This window comes from Blautia sp. AM23-13AC, from assembly GCF_003435675.1.
Classification (GTDB): domain Bacteria; phylum Bacillota; class Clostridia; order Lachnospirales; family Lachnospiraceae; genus Fusicatenibacter; species Fusicatenibacter saccharivorans.
The window spans coordinates 1-21,654 of sequence record NZ_QTUL01000012.1 but is presented as its reverse complement, the minus strand read 5'-3'; the positions used below and the strand labels follow the sequence as shown (position 1 = coordinate 21,654).

At 48.2% G+C, this 21,654-nt stretch carries 16 protein-coding genes and 1 other annotated feature; of the genes, 13 read left to right on the top strand and 3 right to left on the bottom strand.

Going from position 1 to position 21,654, the window contains the following annotated elements; all coding sequences use genetic code 11:
* Positions 1-130 precede the first annotated feature (130 nt).
* The 5 genes from hisC to DW642_RS12295 all read left to right on the top strand — a co-directional run bounded on the left by hisC (position 131) and on the right by DW642_RS12295 (position 5,706).
* The gene (gene hisC / locus DW642_RS12315) at positions 131-1,210 is read left to right on the top strand and encodes a histidinol-phosphate transaminase (protein WP_117510360.1); all 1,080 of its coding nucleotides are present in this window, start codon (positions 131-133) and stop codon (positions 1,208-1,210) included.
* 160 nt (positions 1,211-1,370) lie between these two features.
* A complete protein-coding gene (locus DW642_RS12310; RefSeq protein ID WP_117510359.1) occupies positions 1,371-2,747 on the top strand; it encodes an MATE family efflux transporter in 1,377 nt (458 codons plus the stop codon).
* A 175-nt stretch (positions 2,748-2,922) separates the two neighbouring features.
* The gene (locus DW642_RS12305; RefSeq protein ID WP_117510358.1) at positions 2,923-3,207 is read left to right on the top strand and encodes an HPr family phosphocarrier protein; all 285 of its coding nucleotides are present in this window, start codon (positions 2,923-2,925) and stop codon (positions 3,205-3,207) included.
* Between the two features lie 303 nt (positions 3,208-3,510).
* Entirely contained in the window at positions 3,511-3,723 is a 213-nt protein-coding gene (locus tag DW642_RS12300; protein WP_055220834.1) for a small, acid-soluble spore protein, alpha/beta type, read from the top strand.
* Between the two features lie 195 nt (positions 3,724-3,918).
* Positions 3,919-5,706: a glycoside hydrolase family 2 protein gene (locus tag DW642_RS12295; protein WP_117510357.1), complete on the top strand. Its 1,788-nt coding sequence runs from the start codon at positions 3,919-3,921 to the stop codon at positions 5,704-5,706.
* Positions 5,707-5,891: 185 nt separating this feature from the next.
* Here DW642_RS12295 and DW642_RS12290 read toward each other — a convergent pair whose 3' ends face one another.
* Entirely contained in the window at positions 5,892-7,163 is a 1,272-nt protein-coding gene (locus tag DW642_RS12290; RefSeq protein WP_117510356.1) for a prolyl oligopeptidase family serine peptidase, read from the bottom strand.
* Positions 7,164-7,703: 540 nt separating this feature from the next.
* Between DW642_RS12290 and DW642_RS12285 the strand changes: the two genes are divergently transcribed.
* The 5 genes from DW642_RS12285 to DW642_RS12265 all read left to right on the top strand — a co-directional run bounded on the left by DW642_RS12285 (position 7,704) and on the right by DW642_RS12265 (position 14,591).
* Positions 7,704-9,167, top strand: a complete 1,464-nt coding sequence (locus DW642_RS12285) for an alpha/beta hydrolase domain-containing protein (protein WP_117510355.1) — start codon at positions 7,704-7,706, stop codon at positions 9,165-9,167.
* A 97-nt stretch (positions 9,168-9,264) separates the two neighbouring features.
* Entirely contained in the window at positions 9,265-10,878 is a 1,614-nt protein-coding gene (locus DW642_RS12280; protein WP_117510354.1) for an apiosidase-like domain-containing protein, read from the top strand.
* A gap of 175 nt (positions 10,879-11,053) precedes the next feature.
* Positions 11,054-12,604 carry an ABC transporter substrate-binding protein gene (locus tag DW642_RS12275; protein WP_158555026.1) on the top strand — a complete coding sequence of 517 codons (1,551 nt, stop codon included), beginning with the start codon at positions 11,054-11,056 and terminating at the stop codon, positions 12,602-12,604.
* A gap of 138 nt (positions 12,605-12,742) precedes the next feature.
* Positions 12,743-13,681, top strand: coding sequence for an ABC transporter permease (locus tag DW642_RS12270; protein ID WP_117510352.1), 939 nt, complete (start codon positions 12,743-12,745; stop codon positions 13,679-13,681).
* 10 nt (positions 13,682-13,691) lie between these two features.
* Entirely contained in the window at positions 13,692-14,591 is a 900-nt protein-coding gene (locus tag DW642_RS12265) for a carbohydrate ABC transporter permease (RefSeq protein WP_055266923.1), read from the top strand.
* Between the two features lie 65 nt (positions 14,592-14,656).
* Here DW642_RS12265 and DW642_RS12260 read toward each other — a convergent pair whose 3' ends face one another.
* Both DW642_RS12260 and DW642_RS12255 read right to left on the bottom strand, forming a co-directional pair.
* The gene (locus DW642_RS12260) at positions 14,657-16,237 is read right to left on the bottom strand and encodes a response regulator transcription factor (RefSeq protein WP_158555025.1); all 1,581 of its coding nucleotides are present in this window, start codon (positions 16,235-16,237) and stop codon (positions 14,657-14,659) included.
* 35 nt (positions 16,238-16,272) lie between these two features.
* On the bottom strand, positions 16,273-17,988 hold the full coding sequence (locus tag DW642_RS12255; RefSeq protein WP_158555024.1) for a sensor histidine kinase: 1,716 nt from the start codon (positions 17,986-17,988) through the stop codon (positions 16,273-16,275).
* A 298-nt stretch (positions 17,989-18,286) separates the two neighbouring features.
* Between DW642_RS12255 and DW642_RS12245 the strand changes: the two genes are divergently transcribed.
* The 3 genes from DW642_RS12245 to rplL all read left to right on the top strand — a co-directional run bounded on the left by DW642_RS12245 (position 18,287) and on the right by rplL (position 21,547).
* Complete coding sequence (locus DW642_RS12245) at positions 18,287-19,843, top strand: DUF5605 domain-containing protein (RefSeq protein ID WP_117510348.1); 1,557 nt, start codon at positions 18,287-18,289, stop codon at positions 19,841-19,843.
* A gap of 566 nt (positions 19,844-20,409) precedes the next feature.
* Positions 20,410-20,554, top strand: a sequence feature (ribosomal protein L10 leader region).
* A 37-nt stretch (positions 20,555-20,591) separates the two neighbouring features.
* A complete protein-coding gene (gene rplJ / locus DW642_RS12240) occupies positions 20,592-21,101 on the top strand; it encodes a 50S ribosomal protein L10 (protein ID WP_055227784.1) in 510 nt (169 codons plus the stop codon).
* Positions 21,102-21,172: 71 nt separating this feature from the next.
* Positions 21,173-21,547 (top strand): 50S ribosomal protein L7/L12, encoded by a 375-nt coding sequence (gene rplL / locus DW642_RS12235; protein WP_022462823.1) that lies wholly within the window; start codon positions 21,173-21,175, stop codon positions 21,545-21,547.
* Positions 21,548-21,654 lie beyond the last annotated feature (107 nt).

The window sequence follows — 21,654 nt, the reverse complement described above, 5'->3', positions numbered from 1 at the left end:
TCGGCGGGAAACTGCCGGGAGCAGAAGGAAAAGAAAAAATGGTTACGATTCACAGGGGTTTCCAAAAAAACAGAAAGACGGAATAAAGTCAGGGTGCATTTCCTGACCACAGGCAGAAAGGAAGGAACTTATGAGTAACTGGGAAAAGAATGTAAGAAAAGTTGTGCCGTATGTACCGGGCGAGCAGCCGCATGAGGCTGACATGATCAAGCTGAATACGAATGAGAATCCGTATCCGCCGTCACCAAAAGCCGCAGAGGCGATCAGACGGGTAGCAGAAGAGGATACCCTCCGTCTCTATCCGGATCCGACCGCGGCAGAACTGGTGCAGGCGATCGCGGATGTCTACCACGTAAGCACAAAGCAGGTTTTTGTCGGTGTCGGTTCGGATGATGTTCTGGCGATGGCGTTTATGACGTATTTTAACTCTGACAAACCGATTCTTTTCCCGGACATTACCTATTCCTTCTACGATGTCTGGGCGGAGGAATTCCGTATTCCGTACGAGCAGATCCCGCTCGATGAAAATTTCTGCATTGTGCCGGAGCAGTATTTTGCAGAGAATCATCCAAATGGCGGAATCGTGTTCCCGAACCCGAATGCACCGACGGGTGTGGAGCTTTCGCTTTCTGCGATCGAATCGATATTACAGAACAACCCGGATGTGGTTGTAATTGTGGATGAGGCATATGTGGATTTCGGAGCAGCCACTGCGCAGCCGCTGCTGGAAAAATATGAAAACCTGCTGGTTGTGCAGACAACATCAAAATCCCGTTCGCTTGCCGGCATGCGCATCGGCTATGCAATCGGAAATGAGAAGATGATTTCGTATCTGAATGATGTGAAATATTCCTTCAATTCGTATACCATGAATCAGACCACGATCGCAGCCGGAGCCGCAGCGATCCGCGATGTGGAATATTTCCGTAAGACGGTGAAAAAAGTGATGGAAACGCGAGAATGGTCGAAGGAGGAGCTGAAAAAGCTTGGATTTTCTTTCGAGGATTCGAAATCGAACTTTATTTTCGCAACACACAAAAGCGTACCGGCCGGGAAGATTTTTCAGGCACTCCGGGAACGCCATATTTATGTGCGGTATTTTGAGAAACCCCGCATTGACAATTATCTGCGTATTACGATTGGCACGCGGGAAGAAATGCAGACGCTGTTTGACTTTTTGAAAGATTACTTAACCGAATCAAGCAAGTAGCGAAGCGGATTGCAAATATCCGCTTGCCAAGAGGGATGAAGCAGCTGAAAATATAAAACAGAAGAAGAGTATCTGCAGAGGAGCAGAAGAAAATTTTAAAGGGGGACTGCCGTCGGAATCAGCCATGAGATCCGGCGGCAGTTTTAGAAGGTATTTGGGTATGAACAAAGAGAAGAAAGAAGTAGTAAAGGTAAATCAGATTACGGAAGGTGTTATCTGGCAGCAGATTCTGATCTTTTTCCTGCCGATTCTGTTCGGAACGTTTTTCCAACAGCTCTACAACACGGCGGATGCCATGATTGTCGGACACTTTCTCGGAAAACAGGCACTTGCGGCGGTCGGCGGAACGACAGGTACGCTGATCAATCTGCTGGTCGGATTTTTCGTCGGCCTTTCGAGTGGTGCGACGGTTGTTATTTCACAGCATTACGGAGCCAATAAAGAGGACAAGGTGCAGTGGGCAGTGCACACGTCCATTGCCTTTTCCATTCTCGGAGGTATTGTGCTGACAGTAGTCGGCATTGGCTGTTCGAGATGGATGCTCGATCTGATGAACACGCCGGATGACGTTGTAAACTATGCGTTGATTTATATGCGTGTCTATTTCCTTGGAACCATCGGGAACCTGATTTACAATATGGGTTCCGGTATCCTGCGTGCGGTCGGCGACTCGAAACGTCCGCTGCTGTATCTGATCATCTGCTGTATGACCAATATCGCGCTTGACTTTTTATTTGTTGTCGGTTTGCAGATGGGTGTTATGGGCGCGGCGCTTGCGACCATTCTGTCTCAGATCATCAGTGCGGTTCTTGTTATGGGCTCTCTGATGCGGACCAGAGACATTTACCGGCTTCATCTGCGGAAAATCAGCATTGACTGGATTATGCTCAAACGGATTATCCGCATTGGTTTTCCGGCAGGCGTACAGTCAATTCTGTACTCGGTATCGAACGTGATTATTCAGTCTGCTGTCAACTCGCTGGGAACCAACAATGTGGCTGCGTGGGCGGCTTACGGAAAGGTGGACGGTCTTTTCTGGATGATGATCAATGCGCTCGGTATTGCGGCGACAACCTTTGTCGGTCAGAACTACGGTGCGAAAAAGATGGATCGTGTACACCGCGGTGTGCGCACCAGCATGATCATGGCATTCCTGATGACGGGTCTGATGGTTGTGTTTATGTGGTTTATCGGTGATACACTGATTTCTCTGTTTACCACAGATACGGCGGTGCGTGAAATCTGTCACGGACTGATCCATTTCCTGGTTCCGACCTTCTTTACCTACATTTCCATCGAAATCCTTTCCGGTGCACTCCGCGGTGTCGGAGATGCATGGATTCCGATGTTTATCACCGGAATAGGAATCTGTGGAGTACGTATCGTGTGGATGACGGCGGTTCTGCCGCATTTCCACTCCTTAAAAGGAGCTGCCTTCTGCTATCCGCTGTCGTGGGTAATCACAACGATTGCATACTTTATTTATTACCTGTTCTTCAGTCAGCTGAGTAAGCGGAAAGAATTGAGGAGTATCTAACAGAATGTTCAAACTGTATTAACAAAACTGTGCTATCATGAAAATATCAGTGTCAAAAGGTCAAAAAACCGATGCAGGAGGATTTTTGAACTCGGGACACGGCAAAAAATGAGTAAGTAGCCATTTTTCAAAGAAAAATGAGCGGATTACAAAGGAAAGACAGGTGGAACGTAAGATGGTAAGTGAAAAAGTAACGATTGTCAATTCGTCAGGTCTGCATCTTTTAAACGCGGTAAATTTGTCAAACAGTGTAAGCCGGTACAAATCTTCCATGTCGTTTACCTATGAAAACAACGGGATGCAGGGAACGGTTAACTTAAAGAGTATTTTGAGTATCGTTGCCGCAGGAATCAGGCAGGGAGACACTATTGAGATCTGCAGCAGAGGAGAGGATGAAGAGGAAGCACTTCGGGCGGCCATTGCCGCAATTAAAAGCGGGCTCGGAGAGACGCCGGAGTGAGGAGATAGGAACATAGAATAGAAATAAAGAAAAGGACCTCGCTTTTTGAAAAAACGGAATGGGAAACCGGACCGTATTTCAAAAAGCGAGGTTTTTGTGTGGCGGCAGATAAAAGATTCCTGCCTTCGGGGGGGGGATTTCGAAAGCAGGGATGAAAAGATAAGCTGCGAAGCAGCTCTTCGGCTATGAGCAAGCAGCGAAGCGGATTGCGAATATCCGTTTGACAACAGGAGGTATAAGGCCGGAAAAAAGTGTCTACACTCTGGATAAAGCAAAAATGCAGAGAAAAGGAGTGTAGAAAAAATGGCAAGGCAGAAGAAAATTGATCTGGAACATATGACGGAGAAGGAGAAAATGAAATACGAAATCGCAGGTGAGCTGGGGCTTTTAGAACGCGTGCTGAATGACGGCTGGCGATCACTCACGGCAAAAGAAACGGGACGGATCGGTGGCCTTGTGACACGGAGGAAGCGGCAGATGGCGGCGGAAGGAAAGAACGAAAACGAAGAAAAATAAGCGGTACCGCAATTTTTGCAATATCCTCAACAGTTTTGACCATAGATTTTTCCTGTGAAAGCGTTATAATAAAAACAAGGAATGGGTGGTGCCGCGCCAAAGTCCGTGTCTGCACGAGACCCGGCGACTGCCGCGATACCCTGAGAAACTCGCAGAGCGTGTTTCGGATCGTTTGGAGAAGTGAGGGAAAAGTTTATGGAAGCAAAAAAAGAGAAAAAGTATATGTCGGATATCCATCTCGAGGATTATACCGAACAGTACGAAACGGGATTTGCCACAGTGGACACGATGATATTTGAAGGGGGAAGAAGAGAGGAGCTGCTGAACGGCGGCTGGCATTATGCAGTCGATCAGTACGATACCTGTCTGCGCCAGAAATGGTACAAAGAGAGATACCGCGACGAAAAAGGCTTCACTGTGCCAATCGACTATTCCTTTGACGAGTGGCCGGTGATGCAGCTTCCGTGCAGCTGGAATACCATCGATCCGATGTATCTCCTGTATGAGGGAAGCATGATCTTTACGAGAAAAATTTCCTATATCGCAGAAAGAGAGGAAACAGTTTTTCTGAAGGTGGGCGCAGCCAATTATCTGTGCCGCGTTTTCTTAAACGGAAAATACGTCGGTATGCATCGCGGCGGATCGACACCGGCGTTCTGGAATATCACAGAATACCTGAAAGCGGAGAACCGCATCGTGCTTGCTGTTGACGGAACGAGACGGCCGGAGCAGGTGCCGACCGAGAATACCGACTGGTTCAACTACTGCGGCGTATACCGCGATATCGCACTGATCCGTGTTCCGAAATGCCATATCAAAACTTTTAAAATTGCGCTTGTGCCGGACGGAACATTTGGACATGTTATGGCGAAAGTGACACTGTCGGAAAAAATCACAGCCAAGGCAGAGCTTGTCATCGAGGAGCTTGGCGTGAGCCGGAAAATCCAGCTGGAAAACGGAGCCGGAGAAGTTGTTTTTGATGCAAAACCGGAGCTTTGGACACCGGAAAAACCGAAGCTGTATGATGTAAAAGTAACCTGTGGAACCGATACCGTCAGCGACCGGGTCGGCTTTCGTGAAATTCGCGTGAACGGCAGAGACATTCTGCTGAACGGAGAGCCCGTTTTCCTGCGTGGTATCAGTTGCCACGAAGACAGCGTGGAAAACGGAAAAGGCCTGACAAGAGAGGAACGGATCGAAAATATCCGCATTGCGAAAGAACTGGGATGCAACTTCATGCGCCTTGCACATTACCCGCATAACGAAGAAATGGCAAAACTCGCCGACGAGCTTGGGCTTCTTTTGTGGGAGGAAATTCCGGTTTACTGGGCAATTCGTTTTGAACGTGAAAAAACATATGAGGATGCCAAAAATCAGCTCCGCGAACTCATCAACCGTGACTGGAACCGCGCGAGCGTGATCATCTGGTCTGTCGGAAATGAGAATGCCGATACGGATGAACGGCTGAAATTCATGAGCGCACTGGCAGAATGCGCGCATCGGGAGGATGAGACGCGAATGGTGTCTGCGGCCTGCCTGGTTAATGCTGCGAAAAATAAGATTGAGGACCGTCTGATGGAATACCTTGACATCATCGGCATCAACGAGTACTGCGGCTGGTACACCCCGGATTTTGCGATGCTGCCGGCACTGATGGAAAACAGCCAGCCGGACAAGCCGGTTATCGTAACGGAGTTCGGCGCAGACGCGCTGCCGCATCACCATGGAACCATCTCGGACAAAGGAACCGAGGAGTGCCAGGCGGATGTGTACGAAAAACAGATTGCAACGCTGCGGAACATTGACTACATCAAGGGCATGACCCCCTGGATTCTCTACGACTTCCGCTGCCCGCGCAGAACAAGCCTGATCCAGAAATATTATAACCGGAAGGGGCTGCTCTCTGAGGACAAAAAGTACCGCAAACCGGCATTTTATGTGTTGCAGAAATTTTATGAAGAGCTGAAAAGAAAAGAACAGTAGGGGCAAGAGCTTTTCAACAAGATCAGCCGACTTGCACGGTTGATGATATCAAACGGAACAGAGAAAAAAAGACAAGAACAGACAAAAACAGATGGTATGAAATCAGCTTTGAAGTCCGATTTCATACCATCTGTTTTTTTCACTGCAACAATCCGCCGTAGGCGGAGAATCCGGCAAGTGCTGTGTTATGCTTTTTTCTGTGCAGCCATCCACTCCAGAATCGGAGTCTCTTTTCCGTCTGTTATAACCGGTTTTCCGTCGTAATCGAGGACACACTCATCGTTCAGCATCGGAATCCAGGACCAGTGGCCGATGTATTCGAATGGGGTGCCATCCGCGTTTTTCTGTGTTCCAGTGTGATCGAGTACCTTGTCCCAGTAGGTGAAGTGTGCATTCGGATTGACCTTTGCCAGACGTTCATAGGTCGGAACGACAAAATCATCCGGAACGACAACCGGGTCGGTTTTTGCGTGTGTAAACCAGATCGGCAGATCTTTGAGCTTCAGGATGTCTTCATCGGAGATAAATGCATCCGCCAGAGCCTCGCAGACCGGATATGCGGCAGCGTAGCGGGACGGGTTGAAAATGATCTGTTTCATGGTCATAAAGCCGCCGTTGGAGCAGCCGCCGATGTAAATGCGGGAGCGGTCGATCTGCGGATGGGCATCCACGAAAGCACCGATCAGGGCATCGAGAACTTCGGTATATTTGGAAGAACCGTCTTTGGTATATTCTCCGCTTCCGTCATCCATCCACATAGTTGGCGCCTGTGGAGCGAGCAGGTAGGTCTTGCCGCCGAAAATTTTCTGAACCTTTGGGGAAATTAGGTTTACAACTTTATTTCCGATTGCTGCAATCGGCGGTTCCTGTCCGCCCTCACCTGCGCCGTGCAGCCAGATGATCAGCGGGATTTTCTCATCCGCATCCATTTCCGGCTCGTAGTAAACGTAAGAGAGCGGAATCTGCGGATCCTCGTAGCGGTCTTCTTTGAGCCATTCACCGTAGATGACGCGGTTTCCGCCGTCTACGTCGAACGTCTGCGGAGAAATGGCATCATCGTCTGTTGCAATTTCAGAGGTCTGTGTCACATCGTAAGCAACATTGACAAATACATTAAAATTACCGTTGAATTTGATGATGGAGCCGATTCCTTCCATGATGAAACACGGCAGCTCCAGCGTCAGACAGGTACCGTCCTCGCACGGTGCACCGGTTTTGTCAGAAACGTAAACGTTCGAAACGCGGCGTGTGCCGTCCATGGAATCATCCGGTTTGTCACCCATGAAATTCGGCCAGACAAAGTTCTCACCCTCGGTGGATGTACGGGTAACGTGTACCGTAAACTGCTCCGGAGATGGGGCCGCACCCTTCATGCTTTTGCCATAATCCAGAATTATTTTCGAAATATGCGGACCGAAATCAAAAACTTCGGTAATGGTATAATAAGTTCCGTTCATTTGTAAAAACCCTCCTTTGGTACGGAATGTACGCTCAGAGTCTTTCTGCACTTGCTTTTGCGACTGACAAAAATCATCTCACAAAATCAGGTACAGAAAAAGCTTGAGAGTACAGTTGTTTGCATGGGCAGAAAAGACGGTATTGGGAATGATAGATTTTTTCTGCCCGACAATACCAGTTTACTACAGACATTCCGAAAGAAAAAGTACAAATCAGAGATAAATTTGCACGGAGATGCTTTTTCGTTGCTGCTTACTCAGCAGTGAAACACTTGCTGTTTCGCTGCGTAAGAAAGTGATTCAGGCGTGAGCAGTCCTCCATTTGCGAAGCAAAACTTTAAATGAGGGCTGCGAATGTTACAGTTCGCCGGGCACCAGTGAACTGTAACGCTTTTTCTGTGTTTTTGTTTCCGGAACGGAAAAAGTCTGATCGAAACAGAAACAGCAGAAAAGTGTCAAAAAACAGCAGAATCGTTGTTTTTCGTATTGGAGCCGTATGGAATAATAAAATCATACAAGGAAAAAGGGAGGTTTTACGAGATGATTACAAGACTTGAGGAGATTCCGGTAACGAAAGAAAGCTATCCGTTTGCCAGTGCGGAGCGTTACCTGAAGCTGTCGGAGCGCGGCTATGTGGAGAAGGAATATTATATGTATGGAACGGCCAACGTCTATGAGACTGCAGACGAGCGCGGCGGCGTCCGTGTGCGCACTGCGGATGCGCCGTATACAAACCGCATCATTGTCCGCGCACCGCAGGACACTGCAAAATGCAGCGGAAACGTTGTAGTGGAGATCATCAATCCAACGAGTTTTATGGAGATTGACCGCATGTGGATTCTCGGCTGGAAGAAATTTGTGCGGGACGGAGATATCTATGTGGGAATCACAAGCAAACCGAATACGATCGCAAAAATGGTAGAGTTTGATGAAAAGCGTTACGGCTGTCTTTCCTGGGCTAACCCGACGCCGGATGTGCCGTTCTCGGAGCGACTGCAGACCACGGGCGGACTCGGCGATCTGAATCATGATTACGAAACGGGTCTTTTCTGGGACATGCTGACAGACCTGGCGTGGCTGCTGCGCGGCGATGAGGAGCAGAATCCGATTCGGGAATATAAGAGAGAATACGTCTATTTGACGGGCTGGTCACAGTCGGGTTCGTATCTGTTCCGCTATCTGAACAGCTTTGCGTATCGTCCGGAGGTGGCACGCGGTGCGTGTGTATTTGATGGCTACCTTTCCGGAGGAGGAGTCCATTCCCTTGGTATTCCGGTCAACCAGTATGAAACCATGGCTCCGTACCATTACAGTCTGACACGTGTGGAAAAGGCGCGCGAGCCGTTTATCGCTGTGCAGACGGAGAGTGAAAACGGAAGAATGGAAGCATGGCGCATTGCCCAGCAGGACAGCGATGATCCTGAGTTCCTGTTCCGCCAGTATGATGTGACGGGTGCAAGCCATGACACTTCCTATAGCTATGTGGACTACTATCAGAACGATCCGGATCTGGTGCGGATCAACCATCTGCCATTCTATATGGGAAAAAATGAGGAAGGAAACGACTATCCGTCCCAGATTCTTTTTGCGGCAGCATTTCGGAATCTCTTTACCTGGGTACGGACAGGCGCAGCTCCGGCGCACTGTGACCGGATTGCGATTGACAGCGACGGAGAAAACAAAAAGGATGCGTTCGGAAATACAATCGGTGGACTGCGTACCTGCCTCCTTGACTATCCAACCGGAAGATACAGCAATACCAGCGACATTGAAAAAGGCCAGAATTTCCTGGATCCGGAATCGGAAAAGGAAGGATTGTTCGGTTATCAGCAGGCGTTTTCGAAAGAAATGATAAAAGAGCTGTACGGAACATTGGCACATTACCGGGAAATGGCGGAGAAAAACACGAAAGAGCAGGTAACGAAAGGCTTTGTCTGCCGCGAGGATGCGGCGGAGCTGGTTGAGATTGCCGTGCAGCTTGCAAAGAAACGCGGACTGGAATAAAAAACAATAAACAATAAACAGTTACAGTAAAATCAGATTCGAGGAGCGTGCCCGAAAAAAACCGGGCGCGCTCTGCGCAGATAAAGGAGAAAATAAAATGGGGATGAAAGCAGAACAGTGGCGACAAATTATTTTATCATTTGAGAGCAAGAAAACATACAACAATCCATTCCTCGATGTTTCCATCTGGAGTGTTTTTACGGGACCGTCGGGAAGAAGGATCAGAAGAGAAGCATACTGGGACGGCGGAAATACCTATCGGATTGCCTTTGCGCCGACCGAAACCGGAATGTGGAGTTATAGACTGGAAGCACCGGAGGAGACGGGACTTTCCGGAGTGCAGGGAACGATCGAATGTATTCCATACGAAGGAGATCTTGCCATTTATCGGCACGGATTCCTGAAAGTGCATCCATCAGGAAGATATCTGACGTATGCAGACGGAACACCGTTTTTCTGGCTTGGCGATACGCACTGGGCATTTGCCTTTGGTGAGCGGTGGGACGAGTCGAACCATCCGCAGATGACGAGCATGTTCCGCGGCATGGCGGACCGCAGGAAGGAACAGGGTTATAACGTTTATCAGACAAACCTTCGAAGCGACAGCTGGAAGGAGCACAAGAGCCGTTACTGGAAAACGGATGCCGCAGATGATGTGCCGGATGTGGCATTTTACCAGAACGAACTCGACCGCCGCATGCAGTATCTCGCTGACCTCGGCTTTATCAACGCGCTCGGTTTTGCCTGGTCCGGCTCGATCGAGCAGGGCGTGGAGCACCAGAAACATCTGGCACGCTATATCATTGCCCGCTATGGCACCCTTCCGGTTGTGTGGACGCTGGCAGGCGAAGTGGCAGGCTACTTCCCGGGAAAGCCGCGGGAAACAGCCATCAAAGGCTGGCGCGAGGTCGCAAAGTATGTGGAAAAAATGGACGGATATGGAACACTGCAGACCGCACATTATACGAATGAGCGTCCGTTTGCAGATTACTATTATGACGAATCGTGGTTTGATTTTGTGCTGAATCAGGCCGGACACGGCGATTTCCCGATCAATCCGTCCTGGTACCGTGCCTATCGGAAGGAACACGGAACAAAACCATTCATCGAAGGCGAGTCCCTGTATGAATACTGTTCCACACTGGAAGAAAACGGAACCCGGCTCTGCACCGATGCAATGCTGCGCCGCGTGGCATATATGGCAGTCCAGACCGGCGGCTGCGGCTATACGTACGGTGCGCAGGGAATCTGGGATAATATCTGGGAGGTAAGTGACATCAATCCGGATTTTAATGCATTCAACAAATTTGGCATCACCTGGGCGAAAGCCATTGACGGCCCCGGAGGCGCACAGATGGGATATCTGAAACGTTTCTATGAAGAACATCATTTTGAGGAGATGGTGCCTTACGATCTGGCAGAAGCAGAGGAGAGTATCAGCCCGTTTGCCAATAAGCTTGCGGCTGCCACGATCAGCCGGGATAAAACGAGAGCACTGATTTATTACGGAGAGATGGATGGCATGAGTACACCGCTCGCGGGCCTTTGCGACGGAATCTATGCAATTTCCTGGTTTGATCCGAGAACGGGACAGACAGAAAAAGCAGAAATCCAGGTGGAAGTGCGTGGAAAGTCGTGCATTATGCCAAAGAAACCAGCGGCGGGAGACTGGGTGCTGATAGCAGAATGCATAGAAAAAACTGAAAAGTGATCATAAACTATACAAAATGCGGAAAGAAACCGCAGAAAAGTGCAAATTCATCGCAGGATTGTTCTTTTTTGGAGGTAAGAAAGCAGATATAATAAGATCATCAAATGAGTCACGGCCGAAACTCAGAAACGAAATAAAGCAGCAAGACAAAAAGATAAAAAGCGAGGACGAAAGAATGAAAAAGAAAGTAGCAGCGATTTTCATGGCATCCATTATGGCATGCTCCATGGCCGCATGCGGAAGCAGCGGCGGAAGTTCAGATTCCGGAAAGACAGATTCTAAGGATAAGAGTACCGCATCCAGTACAGCAGAGAACGGAAGCGGAGAAGTGGAAAAAATCATCGTAAGCTTCCCGACCTGGACGGGTGCTCCGGCAGATACGGAGAAAGTACAGGAAGCCATCAATGATATCACAAGAGATAAGATTGGTGTTGAAATTGAGCTTTCCATTACTGATTACGGTTCCTTTAACCAGAACACGACGCTGGCGCTTTCCGCAAATGAGGAAATTGATGTACTTGCATGTGTAGGTTTCCCATATGCAACCGGAATTCAGCAGGGATACCTCTCCGACCTAGAAGAAAATGATCTGATTCAGACTTACGGACAGGGAATTATTGATGCGGTTGGACAGGAAAATGTAGATGCCTGCCGTGTAAACGGAGTTTTATATGGACTTCCAAGTAACCGAGACATTGCACAGGGACGTGGATGCGCAGCGATCGCAACCGAGTATCTCGATGGTATTGGCTACGAAGCAAACACAGACGATGAGATCGTAAAAATCAGTCTGGATGAATTAAATGACATTTATGCACAGCTGCATGAGAAGTATCCGGACAAAGAGGTTTATCGTCCGACAACAGGTTCTATGTCGCAGTTCTCTAACGTAGACTCCCTTGGAGGAAATGTGTTCGGTGTGCTGCTTGACTATGGCCAGAACCTTGATGTTGTAAATCTCTTTGAGAGCGATTTCTACAAGGATTATTGTGCAAGACTGTATGACTACAATCAGAAAGGCTATATCAGTGCCGATGCATCGACCGATACAACAGCAGTCGGAGAGCTTGTAAAAGCCGGAACTCTGATGAGCTATACCACAGGCGGAAAGCCTGGCATCAAAGCGCAGGAGACTACACTGACCGGTCGCGATATGACCATCTTCCAGACACTGGATGACTATATCAGTTCCACATCTGTGGCTAGTATGCCTTGGACCATTCCGATCTCTGCACAGCATAAAGAAGCAGCCATGAAATTCCTGAATGAGTGCTACACAAATGCCGATATCGCAAACCTTCTGGCATGGGGCATCGAGGGAACACATTATAAAATTGGCGATGACGGACTTGCTACTTATGCAGACGGTGTAGATGCATCCAACTCCGGATGGAATCATTCCATGGGATGGATGATGCCGAACCAGTTCCTGACCCATGTATGGGAAGGAAATGATCCGGATCTGTGGACAGAGATGAAAGAGTTTAACACCAATGCAAAGGTTTCCAAAGCAAGCGGTTTCTCCTTTGACAGCACAAATGTGGCAAACGAGCTCACAGCAGTACAGAACGTATACAACGAGTATCAGACCAGCGTAGAGTACGGCTTTGTAGACCCGGAGACCGGAATTGCTGAGATGAACGATAAGATGATGACTGCAGGCCTTCAGAAGATTATCGACGAGAAAAAGGCACAGCTTGCAGCGTGGCAGGAAGCAAACAAATAAAGTTTAAGAATTTAGATCAAAAAATGACTGCGCCGTCCCAAAAACAGGACGGCGCAGGTTGTAAGAAGAGAAAAATCTGTCAAAACCGGAACGCTTTGGGACCGGCTGCGGATAAGAAAAAAAAGGAGAAGGAAAAACATGGCAAGAGTGAAAAGTCAGAAGAGCCAGAAAAGACGAAAAACATTTGTACGTTTTCTGCCGATCTATATTCTGATGCTGCCGGGTCTCATTTATCTGTTTATCAACAATTACATGCCTCTGCCGGGTCTTGTGATTGCATTCAAACAGTACAATGCCGGAAAAGGCATCTACGGAAGTCCATGGGTAGGACTGAAAAACTTTGAATATCTGTTTACGACAAGCGATGCCTTTGTTATTACACGAAATACCATTCTCTACAATGTGGCATTTATCGTAATCAACACAACACTGGCAATCGCAGTAGCTATTGTCTTGAGTGAACTGGAAGGAAAACGGAAGAAAGTTTACCAGAGTGCAATCCTTCTTCCGAACCTCCTCTCCACCGTTATCATCGGATATCTTGTTTTTGCATTCTTCAGTGTAGAAAACGGATTCATTAACAACACGATTTTAAAGGCGCTGGGAAAAGATCCGGTTTCCTGGTATTCGGAACCGAAATACTGGCCGTTTATCCTGGTTTTTGTCAGTGCATGGAAGTCGGTTGGCTACAACTGTATTGTGTATCTGGCAACACTGATGGGATTTGATAAATCCTTCTATGAGTCAGCCAAGATCGATGGTGCAACGAGATGGCAGCAGATCAAATATATTACCCTGCCGCTTCTGCGTCCGACCATTATCATGCTGACCATGATGGCAATCGGAAGAATTTTCTACTCTGACTTCGGTCTCTTTTACCAGGTGCCGATGAACCAGGGAGCTCTGTATTCCACAACAAACACAATTGATACCTACGTATATCGCGGACTGCTTCAGATGGGCAATGTTTCGATGTCTGCCGCAGCCGGTGTTTACCAGTCGATCGTAGGATTTATTCTGGTGCTTGGCGCCAACCTGCTGGTACGTAAAATTGACCGCGACAGCGCGCTGATCTAGGAGGAACGGTATGAAAACAAGAGAAGATAAAATTTATAGCTTTTTCGGCCATCTGATCATGACAATCCTGACACTGCTCGCGATCATTCCGATTCTGCTGATGTTCATTTCCTCATTGACTGACAATGCAACCCTGCTACAGAATGGCTACTCTTTCCTGCCGGAAAAGTGGAGTACCTACGCTTATGAGTGGGTATTCACATCCAGCAGTTCCATGGTAATCAAAGCCTACGGAATGTCCTTTATCCTGACCGCAACCGGCGTTGTCTGCAGCCTTGCCCTGACAACCTGTCTGGCCTATGGTCTTTCGAAAAAAGGTCTGCCGGGACGCAATGTCCTGACCTTTCTGGTGTTCTTTACCATGCTGTTCAACGGAGGCCTTGTACCGACCTATATCAACTACACAACCGTATTTCATGTGAAAGATACGTTTTTCGGATTGCTGGTTCCGTCTCTGATGATGAGCGCATTCAACGTTCTTCTGATGAAGAGCTACTTTGTCACCGGTGTGCCGGATGAAATTCTCGAGGCTGCCTATATTGACGGTGCAAACGAGTTCCAGACTATGTGGAAGATCGCAATTCCGCTGTCCAAGCCGATTATTACAACAGTTGCCATGTTCTCTGGTATTGCCTATTGGAACGACTGGAACAATGGTTATATCTATCTGACCAAGAGAACGGATCTCTACAGTATCCAGAATCTGCTGAACCGTCTGATGCAGAATATTCAGGCACTGACGCAGAATGCCAACAACATGGCGCAGGCAGGCGAGGGTCTCTCCCAGATCCCGTCCGGAACGGTTCGGATGGCGATGGCAGCACTTGGTATTCTGCCGATCATGATCATTTATCCGTTCATTCAGAAAAACTTTGTAAAAGGTATTACCCTTGGCGGCGTGAAGGGCTGACAAAAAAATGTGAGTGACTCCCAAAAATCCGGCTTTCCGATATGCAAAAGGAAAACCGGATTTTTTTAATTTTTAAACTGCCGCGGTGTCATGCCCGTCGATTTTTTGAACTGGCGGGAGAAGTACGAAATATTCTGGAAGCCGCAGGTGATGGCAATGTCGCGGATGCTCATTTCGCCCTTTGCGAGAAGTTCCTTGGAGCGCGCAATCCGGCGGTCGATGACGTAGTTGATGAGAGAACTTCCCGTGTCTTTTTTGAAGAGATGGGACAGATAATCGGCGTTCAGGTATACCATGGCTGCAAGCGTATCGCGATCCAGCTCGTCGGAGAGGTGCGATTCGATATATGCTTTCACGGTGGCAACAGCCGTGTCCTGGGAAGCGGCTGCCTGACGGCTTTGTATGAATAGCAGAAGACTGTTGGAAATCCATTCTCGTAAAGCACCAAACGAGGAGAAGGTCTGCTCCGGGGAAGCAACGGTAATCTGGCGGCGGAAGGCTTCGTCTTCGCTGCCCGGATGATCCATCTGGCGGAACAGCAGCTGCAGGAACTGATAGTAAAAGCCGGTCAGAAATTCCCGCGTAGCGGTGCCGGAACTCTTCATCTGATTTAAGAAAGCAAAAATCTCAATCTGAAGCTGTTCCGTTTTTCCGGATGTGAGAAGATCGGACCAGCGGTCGGATGGAATCGGCTGAAAAGGTGTCTGAACAGGAGCTTCGGTTTCAGCGGCAAGATCGAAAACGTGATTTTCGTAGGTGACATTCTTTCCGGCGAAGGCTTTCATGGAAAGAAAAGCTTTTCGCAGGTCTTCCGGGAGACAGACCTTCTGAACAACGAAAAAGTTGATCGAGAACGGAAAGTGTGTCACAAAGTCGGTCAGGGCCTGACGGCATCGGCCAATCACGGCGTCCCGAGAGTGTGTGGAGGCCGGGAGAAGCAGAAGATAAAAACCATCAAGTGCGCGGATCGTCAGCGGCAGCTCGCCGGGTTCAAAAAAATATTCCCGGGCAATATTTTTTAAGGCAAATTCATACAGGGTACGGTTGTCGGTCGGAGAAAAGGAGTTCGTCTGTCCGGTCTGGATCAGAAGCGGACAGAAGGGCTGATGAATCAGTTTGACATCCAGACGGCGATAGCGGATTTCATCCATCACTTCGGGAGGAGCAGAGGAAATACTGCCATTTAACAGGTCGAGGAAAAACTGTTCCGCAAGCGGGAGCTCACTTTCCTTCCAGTAATTGGCATGAAGGGTGTTGACGCGGTCCTTCTGCTGCTTTTCACATTGCGCACAGGCTTTGTCAAGAGCTTCCAGAAGAGCATGGTCGTCCAGCGGCTTCAACAGATAGTCACTGCTGGAAAGCTTCATAGCGCGGGAAATATATTCAAATTTTGCATAGGCGGTCAGAAAAATGCAGACGGTTTCGTAGTGTGCCTGGCGGATTTGGTCCAGCAGTTCGAGGCCGGAGCCGCCGGGCATCTCGATATCACAAATCATCAGATCAATCGGATGCGCGGAAAAGGCTTCCAATGCCTGCGTCAGATTGTAGGCACAGAAAATCTCAAAAAAGTCCGGGCGTAGTGTGCGGATTTTGTTGGAGATGCTTTCGACGGTATAATATTCATCGTCTACAATTAACAGGTTCATAATAACCTCCCAAAACATATTTTTAGCTGTTCCGGTTATCCGTCGATGCGGAAAAAGGGAACGTAAGGAAAATCAATGGTAATCTGAGCGCCTGCGCCGGGGCGGTTGCCAAAAGCAAAAGCCGCGTCGGGAAAAATCTGGCGGAGGCGGAGCACCACATTTGTGATGCCGATGTGTTCCTGCTCGGAGTTTACATAGGTATCAAGCTTTTGCATCACGGCAAGTATATCCTCGGAAAAACCGCGTCCGGTATCCCAGATACAGATATGAAGACGGGTGCACTGATTTTCTTCCTGCGCGGTGATATCGATATGCATGTCCAGCACTTTCCCCATAACGACCTCATATTTGATCGTGTTTTCCACAAAGTTCAGGAGCATAAGCGGCACAACCGTTGCATTGTGCAGCGATTCTTCGCAGGAAGGGAGCAGGCGCAGCGCGCCGGGATAGCGGATGGAGGAAAGCTCCACGTAGTTTTTTACAAGGTTTAGCTCTTCTAAAAGCGAGACGGTCTGGCCGGAGGAAAGCGTATAGCGCAGATGTACACTCAGGTTCTGAAGCATCTGCCGTGCCAGGTCCGCATGGTTATTTTCAGTCAGCTGATAAATGGTGTTCAGGCAGTTGATCATAAAATGCGGCGTGATCTGCTGCTTCAGGTAAAGCGCTTCCAGCTTCTGACGGGCGAGCTGTTTTTCGTAATTCGCGATTTTCAGATCATCGATCTCTTCGACCATATCGTTGAAAGCGGTCGTCATTTTCCGGAATTCGTCGAGCATAGCGTCATCCGGAATCCGCACCTTGAGATCACCGCCGCGGAGCTGTTCCAGCGCATGCGTCAGCATGTGAACCGGGTGAAGAACCCAGCGGTGCAGGGAAGCAGACAGGAGCAGCCAGATTACGAACAGACCGAGCGAAACGATCAGGGCGAGAAGATAAAAGCTGCTCTGATATTTGGTGTATTCCGAAGCCTTTAAAAGCAGGGTCAGCGACAGCGGTGTTTCGTTCAGTTCATGTGAAACAGCCATCCAGGAGGTTCCATCAATGTCGTAGGAAGGATATCGTCGCCATTTCAAGCGGGGAGCCTCCAGGCAGACATCGTTTGACGGGGTGCGCAGAAGAAGGGGACCATCGGAAAAATACAGAAGACTGTCCTGCGTTTTTGTATCGACCAGAGTGCCAAGGAGTGTATCCGTGGAAATGTACGCGCCGAGCAGATATCCGTTCAGGTTCAGAATACGGACAAGGTAATATTTCCCGTTGATTTCGTTGAGATTCCATACAGAGGACGGATCCTCTGTTTTGGCGATTTCACGGATATAGTTCCAGAGGAACGGTGTCGGGTTGGTGGTCTGGTCATAGAGGACCAGGGCATCTGTGGCTTCCTGATAGCAGAAAAAGCCGTCTACGGTATAGTTTGGCGTTGCGTTTTCAAAGCTTTTTTTGATTCGGTTTAATGTGATATACCAGTTGGTTGTCTGTGGTTCTGCTGCGCGGAGGGAAAGAAGATCGGCATCATTTAATGCGAAAACATAGAGGTAGGTTTCCGTGCGGGAAAGATTTTCATCCAGGCTTTTCTGGTACAGAACCAGTGTATTTTCCGAGTTCTCATGGATCCGCTCAAGCATCAGACCGAAAGCGGCTGTGTTGTTGTACGCGACAAGCGCGCAAAAAAGGACGATCATGACTGCAAGCAGAACAAAAATACGAAAACCAAGTGAGTGTATGGAAATTTTGGAAAAGCGTTTTTTCAAAGGACCATCTCCTCTCCTGTACATGTTAGATATATGCTGAATTTTGAGCCAGATAAAAAGAAAATGCCGGAACTGTTCAGCAAAAGGTCCGGCAGACTCTATGGGAAAGTTTACAATAAAAGTGAAAAAACGTCAATAAATACAAGGAAAAAAGAAATAGATATCGGCAAAAGTGATAAAAAAACAACTGAATTATTGTTTAAAAGTTTAATTTAAAAAGATTGACTATTCAAAATGCATTTAGTAAAATTAAATTATCACGATACGAAGCAATACTTATTTCAGAAAGGTGGAACGTATGTTACAGTCTTATACCGAATATGTAAAACGATATGGAATTGCAGAACTGGTTTTCCGGGGACCGTCCGAGGGAAATCCGTTCGCGGAGCAGTGGGTGAAAGGAACGATGGCAGGCCAGGCAGAGGAAAAGCATGCCGAGGGCTTTTATGATGGAAACGGCGTATACAAGCTTCGCTTTATGCCATCCTGCGAAGGAACGTATGAGATTACCGCAGTAACAAGCTGGGGCGATGAGGCGAAGGTGACGGTGGAGGTCAGCGCAGCCGATGAAAACTGCCACGGTCCGGTTCGGGTAGCAAACACCTACCATTTTGCTTACGATGACGGAAAGGAATACTACCCGTGCGGTACGACCTGCTATGTGTGGGAGCTGCAGAGTAAGGAGACTCAGGAGAAAACGTATGAAAGCCTTGCTGCTTCTCCGTTTAATAAGATCCGCTTCTGCGTTTTCCCGAAGCACTATGTCTACAATTTAAAAGAGCCGGCACAGTATCCGTTTGAAATTCGTGAAAATTCTCCGTGGTCTCCGTCTGACTTTGAGACAGAGAAGCTGGAAAAAGCGCCGCGCAATATGTTCGGCGGCATTGATGCCATGATCGAAAACCCGGATGAAGTATGGGATTATACCCGTCCGAATCCTTCTTATTTTGAACACATTGAAAACACGATCGCACGCCTTGGCACCATGGGAATCCAGGCCGATCTGATTCTGTTCCATCCGTACGACCGCTGGGGCTATTCCCGCATGAATCTGGAGCAGCAGAGCTTTTATTTAAGATACGTTGTCAACCGTTTCAGTGCATACCACAATGTATGGTGGGCTATGGCAAATGAATTTGACCTGTTCCGCTGGAAACCGGTATCCGAGTGGGAGTCCAATGCAGAAACCGTCTGCCGTCAGGATCCGTACCGCCATCTGCGCTCCATTCACAACTGTATGACCATGTACGATCATTCCAGGGGATGGATCACGCACTGCAGTCTGCAGAGAATCGATCTGTACCGTACCGCAGAAAATGTGGAAATCTGGCGCCCGCAGTATGGAAAACCGTGCGTACTCGATGAGATTGCATATGAAGGAAATCTTCCGTTCGGCTGGGGAAATATCAGCGGCGAGGAGATGACACGCCGGTTCTGGGAGGCATATACCAGAGGTGGATATGGCCAGCACGGCGAGACGTATGAAAATGAAAACGGTGTGATCTGGTGGTCACACGGCGGAGAGCTGAGGGGCGGCAGCCCGGCGCGTATTCAGTTCCTGCTGGACATTATGGAAGAAAACGGAGGCTATATGGAGCCGCTTCCGGCATTCTTTGATGAGACTTGCTGCACGAACGGCGCAAGCCATCCGAGAAAAGACTGTATCATGTACTATTTCGGAGCCAACCGCCCATGCCGTCGCCCGTTCCACATGCCGGAAGGCCAGGAGTTTGATGTGGAAGTCATCGACACCTGGAACATGACCATCACCCCGGCAGGCCGCCACAGCGGAGAATTCACGATCGACATGCCGTCAAGACCGTATATGGCTGTGCGACTGGTGAAAGTGAAATAAAAATGTGGGAGAGGAATCTTGAAATTCGGTTCTGCATATGATATACTTGCCGTAGGCAAAGCGAAGCTAAAAGGTTTCAACAACGAAAACCCCGGAGATGGCAGTCTCCGGGTTTTTCTATTCCGTAAAGCGGCTTAAACTTTTGGGCTGGTTGTCCTTCTAATCGTTTTCGTCCAACCATTTGCAGATGAGGTGGCAAATCACACCTGCCATAACGGAAACAATAAGCGAAGTAATAGGCTCCAACAACGTCACCTCCTTTCCAAGTTGCCTTGGTGTAGGTGAGACAACAAAATAAGTATAACATGATATGTGTAGAAACGGTTTGAAAAAACAGAACGTATATTTTGATGAAGTGTTACAGTTCACAGATTCCCTGCGAACTGTAACATTCGCAGCCCTCATTTAAAGTTTTGCTTCGCAAAAGGAGGGCTGCTCACTCCTGAATCACTTTCTTACGCAGCGAAACAGCAGGTGTTTCACTGCTGAGTGAACAGTAACGATGAAGTTGCACAAATATGAAAAAAGTTTATTTTGATCTTGACAACCCTCATCACATATGATAATATACCATCTGTATCACGCCGAAGACAGCAGGTGCCGCAAGGCGTAAGTTTCAAACGCCTGCCGAGGAGAAGTTACACAAGGTTCATGTTATGGAATTTTGAGATCTCTTCGCCAATCTTCGCGAAGAGCTTTTTTTATACTTCCAAAGCGTAGGTACGAAATACTACAAGGAGGTGCAATCATGGCAATCAATGCAAAAATCGATCTGAAGAAGCCGGTCCTGGAAGAGATCAGCGCACAGGTAGAAGGCGCACAGTGCGTGCTGCTGGTAAACTACAGCGGATTAACCGTTGCTCAGGATACTCAGCTGCGTAAAGAGTTAAGAGAAGCAGGCGTTCATTACAAAGTATACAAAAATACAATGATGAAACGTGCATTCGCTGGTACTGCTTTCGAGTCTCTTACCAAAGACCTGGATGGCACAAACGCTATCGCAATCAGCAAGGACGATGCAACAGCTCCGGCAAGAATCATCGCTAAATTTGCAAAAACCGCTCCGAAGCTGGAGATGGTTTCTGGTGTTGTAGAAGGAAACTACTACGACAAAGCTGGAATGGAAGCACTGGCAAACGTTCCGTCAAGAGAAGAACTTCTTGGCAAACTGCTTGGAAGCATCCAGTCCCCGATCGCAAACCTGGCTCGCGTCCTCAACCAGATCGCAGAGTCCAAAGGTGGCGCAGCAGAGGCCTAAGCCTCAAGCGGGCAGCGTGAAATACGCAGCCTGAGAACATTATTCAGAAAATATCCAAGGAGGAAAATAAAATGGCAAAGTTAACAACCGCAGAGTTTATTGACGCTATCAAAGAGTTATCTGTATTAGAGTTAAACGATCTTGTAAAAGCATGTGAGGAAGAGTTCGGCGTATCCGCAGCAGCAGGCGTTGTAGTTGCAGCAGCAGCAGGCGATGCAGCAGCAGCTGAGGAGAAAGACGAGTTCGACGTAGAGCTGACAGAGGTTGGCCCGAACAAAGTTAAAGTTATCAAAGTTGTACGTGAAGCTACAGGACTTGGCCTGAAAGAAGCTAAAGAAGTAGTTGACGGTGCTCCGAAAGTCCTCAAAGAGGGTGCTTCCAAAGCAGAAGCTGAAGAGCTCAAAACTAAACTTGAGGCTGAAGGCGCTAAAGTTACTCTTAAATAATTTAAGCGTAAATCAGAATCTATGGACGCACGGCGGGATTTCCTGCCGTGCGTTTTTTTGAAAACTGCGCGTCGCATTCTCGTTACTTCAGCCTGCAAATAAAAAGT